Raw genomic sequence first — 13,436 nt, 5'->3', positions numbered from 1 at the left:
TATGGCAATCTCAGCATTTAGATTCAATTTTTTGGCTCAACCAATCGCAAAAACTAGCATGATAGAGACTATAATAGATTGCTGTTGCTCTTGATTCTAAATGTAAAAATTCTCGCCACTTGTCTAAAATTACCTTGATTTCATATTCATCTGTATCTAATCTTTCTGCGATCGTTTCTATTGAAGTTGATTGCTCTTGAACTAAGATATTTAACACCTGTAAACCTATTGTTTGCTGTTTACTGGTTACTAAGTTTATCTTTTCTAAATGATTTTGATAATAAATTTGTAAGTTTTCGGGATAGATATCCTCATTAATAGCTGCTAAGATTTCCCTAACATACATAAAGTTAGTCTCCTCATCATCAAAACCTTTTTCTGTCAAGTTTAGCGAAATATTTTTTGTATTCTTATATTCGCTAAATCTACGTTCAAAAAGAGATGATTTATTTAAATAATTTTTAATATATTCTTGGATATCAGCGCGATTTTTTTCTTGGTAATTTGATAAATCTAAACATTGGGCTGGAGTTTCGATTAATAAGCCTGATTTATCTGTCAGAAACGGACGACGAGTAAGGATAAAATAAACTTTTTCTGGCAGATAACGTGGTAAATAGAATATATTGGAGCCACGTGGTTGATTGTTGATATCAATCCTATCACAGCCATCAATTGTAATAATTAACCGTTGATCGGGATGCAATTTATCGCTGATTTGTTGTAGTAATAATGATAAAAATCCACTGCCTTCTGTGGTAAAATCAGGAAATTTAGCTATAATATTTGCGCTACCTTTATTTTTGGCAATTTCTATTAATTGAGTGCCAATGTTTGTAAAAAATTCCTCAACGTGATTTTTACCTGCAATTTCCACATTGTAATAGACAACGCCAGAGTTTTGGCTGACATAATGGGCAATAATGGCACTTTTACCAATACCAGGATCGCCGATAATAGTAAAGTAACCACGGTCATATTGATTGATAAAATTTTTAATAGCAGAAAACACAAATTCACGACCGACAAAATTATAATTCTTGGCGTTGATAAATTGCTCAAATTCGGCAGTATATTTAGGGATATTATTCATTTTTTAAACCCCTTCCAAATGCAGAAAATGAACTCGGCCTGAATGTTCCCCGATGAGAAATGTTAATCCATCTGGAGAAACTGTACAGCAATATATAGAACTTTCACCGGTAAAAGTAGAGATTACCTTTCCTGTCTCTAAATCCCATAGTTTCAGGGTGGTGTCAGTAGAACTAGAAACGGCTTTTTTTCCATCTGGAGTTATGGCTACTGCTGTTACCGAGTCTTTATGACCGCTTAGGGTAGAGATTGTCTTTCCCGTCTCCAAATCCCATAATTTCAGGGTGGTGTCAGCAGAACCAGAAACGGCTTTTTTTCCATCTGGAGTTATGGCTACTGCATTTACCGAGTCAGTATGACCTTTGAGGGTAGAGATTGCTTTTCCTGTCTCCAAATCCCACAGTTTTAGGTTGGTGTCACTTGAAGCAGAAACGGCTTTTTGACCATCTGGGGTAATGGCTACTGCATTTATCGAGTCTTTATGACCTGTAAGTGTAGAGATTTGCCATCCCGTCTTCAAATTCCACAGTTTCAGGTTATTAGAAACAGAAACAGCTTTTTTTCCATCTGGGGTGATGGCTACTGCATTAACTAAACCTCTATGACCTCTCAGGGTAAAGGTTTCTCTTCTTGTCTCCACATTCCATAGTTTCAGAGTCCAAAGCTTTAGAGTCCACAGTTTCAGGGTGTTGTCACTAGAAGCAGAAATTGCTGTTTGACCATCTGGGGTAATGGCTATTGAATTTATTGAGTTGTTATGCCCTCTCAGGGTAGAGATTTCCTTTCCCGTCTTCAAACTCCACAATTTCAGGTTATTAGAAACAGAAATGATTGTTTGACCATCTGGGGTAATAGCTACTGCATTTACTGAATTGTTATGACCTCTCAGGGTAAACATTTCCCTTCCCGTCCGCAAATTCCATACTTTCAGGGTGTTGTCACTAGAAGCCGAAACTACTTTTTGACCATCTGGAGTAATGGCTACTGCATTTACCAAATCGTTATGACCAGTCAGGGTAGAGATTTCCCTTCCCGTCTGCAAATTCCATAGTTTCAGGGTGTTGTCACTAGAAGCCGAAACTGCTGTTTGACCATCTGGAGTAATGACTACTGCATTTACCGATTCCTTATGACCTTTGAGGGTAGAGATTTCCCTTTTAGTCTCCAAATCCCACAGTTTCAACTGTTTCAGGTAACTACTTAAAGAAGAAAAATCCCTACCAGTCTGCAAATTCCACAGTTTCAGGGTGTAGTCACTAGAAGCAGAAACGGCTGTTTGACCATCTGGTGCGATCGCTACTGCATTTACCAAGTTTTTATGACCTCTGAGGGTAGAGATTTCCCTTCCCGTCTCCAAATCCCATAGTTTTAGAGTCCACAGTTCCACGCTATTAGAAACAGAAACGGCTGTTTTACCATCTGGGGCGATCGCTACTGCATTTACCGAGTCTTTATGACCGCTTAGGGTAAAGATTTCCTTTCCCGTCTGTAAATCCCATACTTTTAGGGTGTTGTCAGCGGAAGCAGAAACGGCTGTTTGACCATTTGAGGTTATGGCTACTGCATTTACTGAGGCTTGATGACCGCTTAGGGTAAAGATTTCCTTTCCCGTCTGTAAATCCCATACTTTTAGGGTGTTGTCATCGGAAGCAGAAACAGCTGTTTGACCATCTGAGGTTATGGCTACTGCATTTACCGAAGCTTTATGACCAGTCAGGGTACGTAGTAAGTTTCCTCCTGGAGTAGTTAAGGTGGCTGTGATGGGGTAAAAGCGAGGATTTTCACTTTTACTTTGGACTGCATCTGCCAATATTTTCTGAATTTCTGGTTCAGGAAAACTTTGTAATCTACCCCATAATTGCCCTATTAATTGATTTGGGTCTTGATTTAAAACATGGGCTGATAACTGTAGGGTACGTTCAATTAATTTCAGGATTTTGACTTGCCCATAATCTATTCTTTCGTCTTCCTCTAAGCCATCTAATATTTCTGGATCATCAATCAAATAATAATCTCTAATTAGGGTTTCTATTCCAAATTGATGATATTGAATTTTTAGAGAAATAAAATCAAAATCAGTGAGGGTTTGATAATATTTTTTTGAGTTGCCTACTTTTAATTGTTGCTCAGGAAATTGACCCAAAAACAAATTTTTAAATTCTGCCGATTTTGAAGCTAATTTAGTGGCAATTTCTCCCATATTATGCCATCTCCTTCAGCATATAATTAGCCATACTCTTATTAACTTCTCTAAACAGCTTTCGACCTTTACCTAGTTTGTCTTGAGCTTTCAGAAATTCCAGAAAACTGCGATGATAAATACTATAGTAAGTTTTTTGTTCATCTACATTTACTTTCGGTGTTACATATTCAACCCAATCATTTAACACCGATTTCACTTCATATTCTTCCTCATCAAGAATTTCTGCAATCATGTTTATGGATATTGGTTCACCTCTTTCTACCAATATATAAAGTATTTTTACCTTTTTTTCATTGGATTCTTTATCCATCCCCATACGATTCCAATGAGTTGTATAATAGTCTTGAAGTCCTTGTGGTAATCCTTTTAAATTTAAATCATTGTATTTACCTTCAGAGATTCCAGGTAAGAGATAGCGTAAATATATAAAATTATTTTCACTCTTAACAGCTATTTCTTGAGTGAAACTATCTTCAGAAATATGGCGTTCATTAATCCAATTTTTCAGGTATGAATCATTATTCAGATATAATTGAATATACTCTTTAACATCTTCCTGACTCAAAGCTGTATAATCACCTTTTGTTAAATCTAATTCATATACAGGAGTATCTGGAGACAAACTTAAACGTTTTGTCTCTTGATTATAAAGTCTTCTAGTCAGTAAGAAATAGACTCCATCAGGAAGACTTTGTGGTAAATCTAAAAGATTACCATTCCCTTCTTGTTCTACTTCATCTAGTGCATCCACAACAATTACAAGTTTTTGTCCTTTTAGTTCTTCACTAGCTTTTTGCAGTAAAGTCCTTAAATCAGCATTGTCTGCATTGTGGAGAGAATAACGCTTAATTAATTGTTGACGAATACTAGCTAGAAATTTCTCTGGTTTGTTACGTCCTTCTGCGAAAACATTAAAATAACAAGGGAATTTATAAGCTAAAACATATTTAGCAGCAATGGCACTTTTACCCATCCCTGCATCCCCAACTATACTAAAATAACCTTTTGCTTGAGTTGTAAAAAAATTTTGAATAGCCTTAAAAACAAAATCACGTCCGCAAAATAAGCGAGTTTTTTCAAAGATTAATGCTTTGAATTCTTTGGAATAAACATCTAAATTCCAATCTGGGTAAGGCTGATATTTTGAGGCTTTTGTTTGTTTGGCAACTGCAATAAAAGCTTCACCAAATTCTTCTATTTCAGCTAAAAAGTTTATTTTAGCATTGATTAACTGTGTTTTAAATTTGCTGTTTTGATTAAGAAGCTTTTTTATATTTTCGACGAACTTAAAAGGAGCATTAGAACTGTAAGCATCCCAAAAATAACCTTTAATTTCTTTTTCTCTAAACAGGTTTAAAATTGCTTCAGGCTTAAATACACCATATCGGATCAAAGCGTAAACATAAACAGTATCAATATCATCAGAAATTTGGGTAGGATTGAGTTTTAATTCCTGCAAAATATTAATAACAGCTTCGTTTTTTTGAGCTTGTTTAATGATTAGTTGACTAGCTTGAGGAGCATATTTACTAATTACTGAAGTAATGGCAGCAAATTCTATCATTTTTATTACCGAAAATTTACTATTTTGGTGATAAGTAATATTACAAATATTACACAGTAAGTAATACTGCGTAATATTAATCACGCATCTGCCAAAATTTGCTTGTGCTGCTACAGCTATAGCTTCTGTGGGCAAAGCCTAAGCACAAGATTGTAATTGTGATGCTGATATCAAACGTTATTTTTAACACATATTGTTTAGGGACGTACAGCTAGCTGTGCGCCCCTACTATAAACAAATTGCCCCATCCACGATTAAAATCAATTTGCTAAGGTACTCAGCTAAATTAAAATTCTGGAGTTTTGTGACTCTGTGCTTACTCAGTTACCGACTATCAACGTCCTAAAACAGCCCACTAGCTCTGCTTGGGTTGAACACGCGATCGCTAACCTAGACATCATCTTACTCGACCACTCTCACTGTGAACGCAAAGCAGCAGGTGTGGCTTTGAATATGATGTTTCGCTACCCTTCCAATACTAAAATGGTGCGGGAACTAACTGCGATCGCCCGTGAAGAACTAGAACACTTTGAGCTAGTTAACCAATGGTTAGAACGCCGGAATATTCCCTTAGCTCCCTTACCACCGCCTCCCTACGGCGCAGGTTTAAAGGCTCAAGTCCGCCCCAAAGAACCTGAGCGATTTCTGGATTCCTTACTAGTCACTGGTTTAATTGAAGCTCGTTCTCACGAACGTCTGGGACTATTAGCTGCTCACTGTCCAGAGCCAGAGTTAGCAAAATTTTATCGTGGCCTAATGGCATCCGAAGCGCGTCACTACGGTATATATTGGGTTTTAGCTGCTACTTATTTCGACAGAGAAATTGTCATGCAACGGCTTGATGAATTAGCAATTGTCGAAAGCGAGTTGCTGGCGACTTTGCACCCAGAACCTAGAATTCACAGTTAGTAGACTAAGGCAACAGATATGAAGCTTCAGCTAACACACCTGAGACTACTTGTCTCCAACTACAAAGATTCTTTTCTGTTCTACCGGGATCTGCTGAAATTTGATGTCGATTGGGGCGATGAAGATAGCGGATATGCTGAGTTTAATACCGGATATCTGAAGATGGGTTTGTTCAAAAAAGAATTAATGGCCGAAGTTGTCCCAAGAATCGAACAGCCTTCTTATGTTGTTAATCGAGATAAAGTTGTCTTAATTTTCGCAGTTGATAACGTGGATGAGGTCTATGAGTTAGTAAAGCATCAGAATGCGATCGTTGTGACAGAACCGCAAGATCGCCCAGACTGGGGAATTCGCACCGCTCATTTTCGCGATCCTGATGGCAATCTCATCGAAATTTACAGCAATCTAGGAATTGTCAGTTAAAAATTGGCTGTCAAAAACTATCCCATATCTAAACTGCAAATTTAGCTCTAACAGTAAACGTATTGCACTATAAATAGGGGACATATTCTCAATCCGTCCCCTACAAGTTTTAGGTATTTCTAGCCTTTCAAATTCCTTGATCGTTAAAGTTAGAATAATATTTAATTACAGTTCTAATCATGCTAGCTTCGACTATTCAGGTTCACTGTCTATATAGATGCTGGCTTTGTTTTGAGGACTCTATTTATAAACTTCATATAGGAATCCACTTTGATTTTTGTTCGCGCAGTTTGGAGGCACCTCTCCTGTTGAACCAGTACCTCTAGTTGAAATGGGACGGTTTAATCATGAGGCTGTAGCTGTAGATCCTAAAACTGGAATTGTTTATCAGACTGAAGATAGTGGAAGTAGCCTCTTCTATCGTTTTATCCCGAAACAGTATGGCAATTTAAAGGCAGGAGGCACTCTCCAAGCTTTGAGGATTAAGGATAAACCAGAGGTTAACACCACTACTGGTTTCGTAGTTGGACATAAATGGGATGTAGATTGGGTAACTATTCCTGAGCCAAACCCTACTACTGTAGATAATCTCAGAGTCCAAGGTCGTAGCTTAGGTGCAGCCCGGTTTAACCGTGGGGAAGGCATTTGGTACGATGACAACAAAGGCAAGAAAGACAAAAACGGCAAGGATGACAAGAAGAGCAAAGGTGAATTTTACTTCACTGCTACAAGTGGCGGACCTGTAGGGGGTGGTCAGGTATGGCGCTACATTCCCGGTGAAGAGACAATTGAACTGTTTGTCGAGTCTCAATCTAAAGATGAACTCGATATGCCCGATAACCTAGTTGTTGCACCTTTTGGCGATCTTATCCTCTGTGAGGACGGAAGCGGTGACAATTTCTTGATAGGTATTACTCCCAGTGGTGAAATCTACAAATTTGCACGTAACGCCCTCCAAACTGGTGAGTTTGCTGGAGCCTGCTTCTCACCCGATGGTGATACTTTGTTCGTTAACATTCAAAGCCCTGGTATTACTTTAGCTATCTGGGGCCCTTGGACAGGTTATAGAGACTGATATCAAGTCGTAAAATCAATGTCAGCGCTCGCTACTATATCGCTGAATTATCCTTGGTAAAAAGACAAGGGGAGGGGAAGATAATTCCCCTCTCCTTGTTCCTTTATTGACATCTTGAGAGTACCGCCTGAAAATGACCATGCAAGAATTGCTATTTGCTGGGTAAATTGGGATATAGAACCAGAAAATTTTCTGTGTAAACTTGACCAGCAAATGGTAATGAAAAACTATTATCAAGATTTTATAATTCGTGATTGGGTCGCAAGCGATCGCACCAGAGCCGCCGAAGTCATTAGTTATGTATTATCAGAATACGGTCTGGGTTGGGAACCCAACGGCGCTGACCGAGATGTATTGCGAGTAGAGGAATATTATTTAGCTACTGGGGGAGAGTTTTGGGTAATTGAACACCAAAGCCAGTTAGTAGGAACTGGGGCATACTACCCCATACACCGAGGTCAAAAAGCTGTAGAAATCCGCAAAATGTATCTTTTGCCCAGCATTAGGGGTTTGGGATTAGGGAAATATTTGTTACAACAGCTAGAAGCAGCGATCGCAGAGCGTGGTTTTGGGCAAATTTGGATTGAAACCGCCAGTGTTTTGGTGGAGGCAGTCAAGCTGTATGAAAGCAACGGCTACACTCCATCAACGGGAGTAGAAACAACACGCTGCGATCGCGTGTATTTTAAGTCATTAGTCATTGGTTATTAGTCATTGGTCATTGGTCATTAGCTAAGAACAAAGGACAAGTGACAAAGGACAAGTGACTAATGCCAAAGGACAATTCTAAATGCACACTTGGATTAAAAATCTCACAGGCTTACTTAATCTTTTTCTCCAATCTCATTGTCCACTATGCCAACGCGCAACTTCCCAAGAATTTTGTCACAACTGCACCAGACAACTTCAAAAATGTCAACGTAAAGACCCAATGTCTCTATGGAAAGGGCCAATACCAGTGTTTGGCTGGGGGGAGTATGGTGGCCCAGTGAAACGAGCGATCGCTGTGATGAAATACGAAAATCAACCCCAAATAGCTCGCTCTTTGGGTCAATGGTTAGGAGAAGCATGGTTGTTAAATTCGCCTAAGCGAGATAGCCAGCCTGTGGTGGTTCCCATTCCACTGCACCCTAGCAAACAAAAGCAACGTAAATACAATCAAGCTGCACTAATAGCACAAAGCTTCTGTGAAATAACTGGATTAAAATTGAAACTAAACGGTTTAGCCAGAGTCCGAGAAACTGAAGCGCAATTTGGTTTATCGGTATCTAAGCGAGAAAAAAACTTGGCTCAAGCTTTTGCTGTCGGACAAGAATTTCGCGATCGCCCCCCAAATGTTCCTGTGCTGTTAGTGGACGACATTTATACCACTGGTGCTACTGCCAGGTCTGCTGTGCAAACTCTTCGTCAGTATGGAATAGTGGTCTTAGGATTAGTAGCAGTAGCCACTGCCGTTAAAGACGGATAAATTCCAAAATTAATGAGCTAAATTGAACAGATAAGCGCATAAATCGACCGAATTACTCTATTTTTGTGGAAAAATTTCTTGAAATGTATGAATAAAGTTTTTGCGGCGGGTTTAAAACAACTCATAATTATTCCTGCCACATTGCTGGCAATAGGTGTAAGTACAAGCGCAGCTTTTGCTCAAAATAAGTTGTATAGTCCAATTCCTTTATCTAACAGTACTGAACTTTCCGATAGCCTCTCAGATAAAGACATTCCCACAGGTCAAGGTGGGTTTGCTCGTGATTACACTGTGAAGTTACAAAAGGGCGATAATTTAGCAGTTGACCTGTCATCTGAGAATTTTGACAGCATTATCACACTGCTAGCACCTGATGGATCGACTCTGGCAGAAAATGATGATGGCCCCGATGGTAGTAGCAATTCCCTACTATTTACTCGCATCATAGAGACAGGGAATTATGTGATTCGTGTCCGATCTTTTGGAGAAACAGGGGTTGGGACTTTTAAACTCAAGGTGACAAAGCTGCAACCGATTAAATGAAGTAGTCATTGGTCATTTGTCATTGGGGATGGGGCATTGGGCATGAAACATTGATCAATAATTAATAGTTATTCTTCCCCTACTCCCCACTCCCCCATTGATTAAAAAACGGTCAATACGCACAGAAATAAGGCTTCAGTCCACTCGACGACTGCGCCGTAGGTGTCTCCGGTGTGTCCGCCTAATTTGTGGTTGAACCATGCACCAGTTAAAGTGGCGATCGCACTTCCAGCAATTATCATTGTCAGTGCCAGAAATAATTGCTGTTTATCTATCAGCACAAGTAAACCACTCAAACCCAAGAGCAAAAACAATCCTGGTAACAAATCTTTGTAAGAACGAATGGCTTGTTTGTGAAATGCACCTTTGCCAGTTGGTTTTAAATAAGGATATCGTGCGATCGCTACCTGTTGTCCCCAACGTCCCCAGCCACAAGCCGCCATCAGTAACAAACAACGGTTTTCTGGCATATCTGTTAAGGCTGTTATTTTGAGTAGGACCAAGGCGATCGCAGTCATTGCTCCAAATGCACCTGTAGCACTATCTGCCATCACCTCCAGCCGCCGATTTGGGTCGCCCACTGCTAAACCATCGGCAGTATCCATTGCCCCATCTAAGTGCAGTCCTCCAGTTATGCCAATCCAAATGCTTACTACCAAAGCACTACGAGTTAACACTGGCATCCCAAGATAATCGATCCCCGTATCCAGTAACCCTAAAATTCCCCCAATTATCAACCCTACATGCGAAGCAAGACGTGCCACTCCCTGAAAATCTAATCCGTTCAAATACGGCAACGGAATACTTGTGTAAAATATAATACTAGCTGCCAGCTTTAACAGCAGCTTTTTCCACCACTGTTGCTGTTTCGTCATCGTAGTTACATTAATATTTGGCTAATTGCTGGATAATCATCATAATTTGACTACAATTGAACATCAGTACACTTTAAAGCTTTAGATAAGATTTACTTCTGTTAGACATTATCACTGAAAATTTTGTTATGCTGGTCTAAGTAGTATATAAAAAATTTTGAGTAGTTTTTTATACACAAATCTAATGATTCAGGAAATTAAAATTCCATCAGGAATCAAAATTTGTGTTTTGTATTCGTTAACTAAAAACTTCCTCCAAATTGTTAGACGATTGCCTCACAAAATTGATATTTTTTTAAATGTAGGGAGTAAACAAGCTATTCAATTATGACTGTTTAGCTCTGTTGTTGCTCTCCTTAGCTCAATCGCTATTTTCCTATGAGTCACCATCTACCCGACACCAGGATACCAGCTCCGTGCATTATTAACACGGGCATCATTGTGAATAAGCTCGACATCCGGCGATTGCTGGCAGATTTAGGTCGAGTCCACTACATCTACACCCAAGAAGATAAGGTACTGAGCGAGGGTGAAGGGGATGTGATGGAAGTTTTTGCTAATCCACAAAGGTCTACCTTAGTGGCTAATCATGCGCTATATTTGAATGTTTGTAGTTTTGATTACTTGGAACTCAAACAGTCATCGCAACAAGAAACTTACTTCGATTTGATGCAAGAAGGAGTGTGTCTGCGGTTGATTCCCCGCTCAACCCCCATACAAGAGCGACGAGAGCGAACCTTCAATGTCAGCGCCATAGAAGCGATGATGGAGCAAGTCCTCTCAGCCAGATGGGATGCAGAAATTGACGATGACTGTTCTGATTCTTTTTAAAATAGCGACTACTATACCAATTTGATGTAAGTAAGGCTGCGCTTTATTTATGTAGGGGCAATTCATGAATTGCCCCTACATCGTATAGTTTTGCATAAGTCTTAATAGGCGCATCTTCAAAAATCTAAAATGGCATGAGTGCGAATTTTTCCTTTGAATGTCTTGCTTGCTGTAGTCAGACAAAAGCTAGAGCTGGAGTGTTTTTCACTCCTCACGGGGTTGTAGAAACCCCCAGATTTATGCCAGTGGGTACACTGGCAAATGTCAAAACTATCACCCCAGCCCAGCTACGAGATACTGGGGCGCAAATGATTTTATCCAATACTTATCATCTTCACCTACAACCAGGTGAAGCGATCGTGGCTGGGGGTGGAGGATTACACAAGTTTATGGGTTGGAACGGCCCAATGCTCACAGATTCTGGTGGGTTTCAGGTGTTCAGTTTAAGTGAGATGCGAAAAATTACTGAAGAAGGTGTAACTTTCCGCTCACCACATGATGGACGAATCATTAACTTGACACCAGAACGCTCTATTGAGATTCAAAATACTTTAGGGGCAGATGTGATCATGGCCTTTGATGAGTGTCCGCCTTACCCAGCGACTCGCCAAGAGGTGGAAACTGCTACTGAACGGACTTATCGCTGGTTAGAACGCTGCATAACGGCTCATCAACGTAGTGAGCAGGCTTTGTTTGGGATTGTGCAAGGGGGCGTGTATTTGGATTTGCGTTGCCGTGCGGCGGAAACTTTGGCTAAGTTAGATTTGCCTGGATATGCCATTGGTGGCGTGAGTGTGGGAGAACCGCCAGAATTGATGGCTCAGATTGTAAAAGTGACAGCACCGCTTCTACCACCCGAAAAGCCGCGTTATTTGATGGGCGTGGGTACTTATCGGGAAATGGCGATCGCGATCGCATCTGGGATAGATTTATTTGATTGCGTAATTCCCACTCGCTGGGCAAGACATGGAACGGCAATAGTCCAGGGCGGACGGTGGAATTTAAAAAATGCTAAGTTTCGTGAAGATTTTACGCCATTAGATGAAACTTGTCCGTGCTACACGTGTCAAAATTTTAGCCGAGCTTATGTATCTCATCTGGTGCGATCGCAAGAAATTTTAGCTTATACGTTGTTGAGCATTCACAACATTACCGAGCTAATTCGCTTTACCCAAAAGATTAGAGAAGCAATATTGAGCGATCGCTTCACCACAGAATTTGGCCACTGGCTCAACGAAGAAAGTGGAGATGAAGAGTGGAGAATCGAAGAATAGGGTATTAATAACAAATGACCAATGACCAAACCATGTTAAGATATTTCTCAATTATGAAAGCTGTGTTGGATAGGTGGATTTAAACAAACATGGAAGCAGCACTTTTATTAGCAAAACTGCCTGAAGCTTACCAAATTTTCGATCCTTTGGTAGACGTTCTCCCAGTCATCCCTGTATTCTTCTTGTTGCTTGCTTTCGTTTGGCAAGCAGCCGTGGGATTTAGGTAAGTTAATCTATTTTTCAATTGAGTAGGACAGGTAATATACCTGTTCTATTTTTTTGTGGCACTATGTTTTATAAAATTAACATTTATTAATATTTTGTAATGTTTTAATATAATAAACAAGATGTGAATCAAGCCATGTCAATATGAAGCCTTGAAAGCCAAGCTTAGAGTCAAGGAGGAATAAATTATGGGTAATATCAAATTCGTTAAAGAGAATAAAGAAGTAGTAGCGGCAGATGGTGCCAATCTCCGACTCAAAGCAATGCAAAATGACATTGATATATATACATTCATTGGCAAGATGACCAATTGTGGCGGTAATGGTCAATGTGGTACTTGCATTGTTGAAATAGTCGAAGGACTAGAAAATCTTTCCCCCCGCACAGAAGTAGAAAACCGGAAATTCAAGAAAAAGCCAGAAAATTACCGCCTTGCGTGTCAAACTTTAGTGAATGGCTCAGTCAGCGTAGTCACAAAGCCTTAAATTTTTTGGGAGCATTAGTAGTTAGCATTTGAGAAAGTAAAAAATTTGGGCTAACTCTGTCATTGATAATGGTATCCTAATGTTGTTGACTGGAAAACTAAGAGAGGCTTTCTTGCCATGCAAGTTAATGACCTGGGGTTCGTAGCGAGCATTTTGTTCGTATTAGTTCCCACTGTGTTTTTACTAATTCTGTACATCCAAACTGCTAGCCGCCAAGGTGGAAAAGATAGTTAAGAATTTGTGTATAAAATAAATAACCCCTGCACTAGTAATGTGGGGGTTTTTATTTATCAACGGCTAACTGGTAACGCGATGTGCAACTCATTTTTCAAACCCCACTTCCATTCCTCACCCTCTGGGGGAGAGGCTTTGATTCTTGCTCCCCAACGCTAGTAGGGAAGGGATTGGGGGTTAGGTTTGAAAGAAAGTTGCACACAGCGTAACTGCTAGCATTTTTGTAGGAACAATT

15 protein-coding genes are annotated in these 13,436 nt (G+C 39.8%); 11 read left to right on the top strand and 4 right to left on the bottom strand.

Annotation, left to right across the window (positions count from 1 at the left end; genetic code table 11):
• Positions 1-10: 10 nt before the first annotated feature.
• The 3 genes from G1O98_RS08550 to G1O98_RS08540 are packed head-to-tail and all read right to left on the bottom strand — an operon-like array spanning position 11 to position 4,994.
• The gene (locus G1O98_RS08550; RefSeq protein WP_163928420.1) at positions 11-1,093 is read right to left on the bottom strand and encodes an ATP-binding protein; all 1,083 of its coding nucleotides are present in this window, start codon (positions 1,091-1,093) and stop codon (positions 11-13) included.
• A gap of 3 nt (positions 1,094-1,096) precedes the next feature.
• Entirely contained in the window at positions 1,097-3,292 is a 2,196-nt protein-coding gene (locus tag G1O98_RS08545) for a WD40 repeat domain-containing protein (protein WP_163928419.1), read from the bottom strand.
• 1 nt (position 3,293) lies between these two features.
• Positions 3,294-4,994, bottom strand: a complete 1,701-nt coding sequence (locus G1O98_RS08540) for an ATP-binding protein (protein ID WP_345940535.1) — start codon at positions 4,992-4,994, stop codon at positions 3,294-3,296.
• A 177-nt stretch (positions 4,995-5,171) separates the two neighbouring features.
• Between G1O98_RS08540 and miaE the strand changes: the two genes are divergently transcribed.
• The 6 genes from miaE (at position 5,172) to G1O98_RS08510 (ending at position 9,277) form a co-directional block, all read left to right on the top strand.
• Positions 5,172-5,768, top strand: coding sequence for a tRNA isopentenyl-2-thiomethyl-A-37 hydroxylase MiaE (gene miaE, locus G1O98_RS08535; protein WP_163928418.1), 597 nt, complete (start codon positions 5,172-5,174; stop codon positions 5,766-5,768).
• An 18-nt stretch (positions 5,769-5,786) separates the two neighbouring features.
• Positions 5,787-6,191, top strand: a complete 405-nt coding sequence (locus G1O98_RS08530; RefSeq protein WP_163928417.1) for a VOC family protein — start codon at positions 5,787-5,789, stop codon at positions 6,189-6,191.
• Between the two features lie 277 nt (positions 6,192-6,468).
• A complete protein-coding gene (locus G1O98_RS08525) occupies positions 6,469-7,266 on the top strand; it encodes an alkaline phosphatase PhoX (protein ID WP_345940534.1) in 798 nt (265 codons plus the stop codon).
• Positions 7,267-7,485: 219 nt separating this feature from the next.
• Entirely contained in the window at positions 7,486-7,977 is a 492-nt protein-coding gene (locus tag G1O98_RS08520) for a GNAT family N-acetyltransferase (protein ID WP_163928435.1), read from the top strand.
• A gap of 79 nt (positions 7,978-8,056) precedes the next feature.
• Complete coding sequence (locus G1O98_RS08515; protein ID WP_163928416.1) at positions 8,057-8,734, top strand: ComF family protein; 678 nt, start codon at positions 8,057-8,059, stop codon at positions 8,732-8,734.
• 87 nt (positions 8,735-8,821) lie between these two features.
• Positions 8,822-9,277, top strand: coding sequence for a PPC domain-containing protein (locus tag G1O98_RS08510; RefSeq protein WP_163928415.1), 456 nt, complete (start codon positions 8,822-8,824; stop codon positions 9,275-9,277).
• A 101-nt stretch (positions 9,278-9,378) separates the two neighbouring features.
• On the opposite strand, the gene cobS is transcribed toward G1O98_RS08510, so the two are convergent.
• On the bottom strand, positions 9,379-10,152 hold the full coding sequence (gene cobS / locus G1O98_RS08505) for an adenosylcobinamide-GDP ribazoletransferase (protein ID WP_163928414.1): 774 nt from the start codon (positions 10,150-10,152) through the stop codon (positions 9,379-9,381).
• Between the two features lie 378 nt (positions 10,153-10,530).
• Here cobS and G1O98_RS08500 point away from each other — a divergent pair, with 378 nt between their 5' ends.
• The 5 genes from G1O98_RS08500 (at position 10,531) to psbM (ending at position 13,201) form a co-directional block, all read left to right on the top strand.
• Positions 10,531-10,983, top strand: coding sequence for a hypothetical protein (locus G1O98_RS08500; RefSeq protein ID WP_012407086.1), 453 nt, complete (start codon positions 10,531-10,533; stop codon positions 10,981-10,983).
• A 134-nt stretch (positions 10,984-11,117) separates the two neighbouring features.
• On the top strand, positions 11,118-12,257 hold the full coding sequence (gene tgt, locus G1O98_RS08495) for a tRNA guanosine(34) transglycosylase Tgt (protein ID WP_163928413.1): 1,140 nt from the start codon (positions 11,118-11,120) through the stop codon (positions 12,255-12,257).
• An 89-nt stretch (positions 12,258-12,346) separates the two neighbouring features.
• Entirely contained in the window at positions 12,347-12,484 is a 138-nt protein-coding gene (locus G1O98_RS08490; RefSeq protein WP_006195022.1) for a photosystem II reaction center protein K, read from the top strand.
• 186 nt (positions 12,485-12,670) lie between these two features.
• Positions 12,671-12,967 carry a 2Fe-2S iron-sulfur cluster-binding protein gene (locus G1O98_RS08485; RefSeq protein ID WP_114083568.1) on the top strand — a complete coding sequence of 99 codons (297 nt, stop codon included), beginning with the start codon at positions 12,671-12,673 and terminating at the stop codon, positions 12,965-12,967.
• A 117-nt stretch (positions 12,968-13,084) separates the two neighbouring features.
• Positions 13,085-13,201 (top strand): photosystem II reaction center protein PsbM, encoded by a 117-nt coding sequence (gene psbM, locus G1O98_RS08480; protein WP_012407089.1) that lies wholly within the window; start codon positions 13,085-13,087, stop codon positions 13,199-13,201.
• Positions 13,202-13,436 lie beyond the last annotated feature (235 nt).

Source organism: Nostoc sp. UIC 10630 (assembly GCF_010747425.1).
In the GTDB taxonomy this organism is placed as follows: Bacteria; Cyanobacteriota; Cyanobacteriia; order Cyanobacteriales; family Nostocaceae; genus Nostoc.
This window is presented reverse-complemented; position numbering and strand designations above follow the sequence as displayed.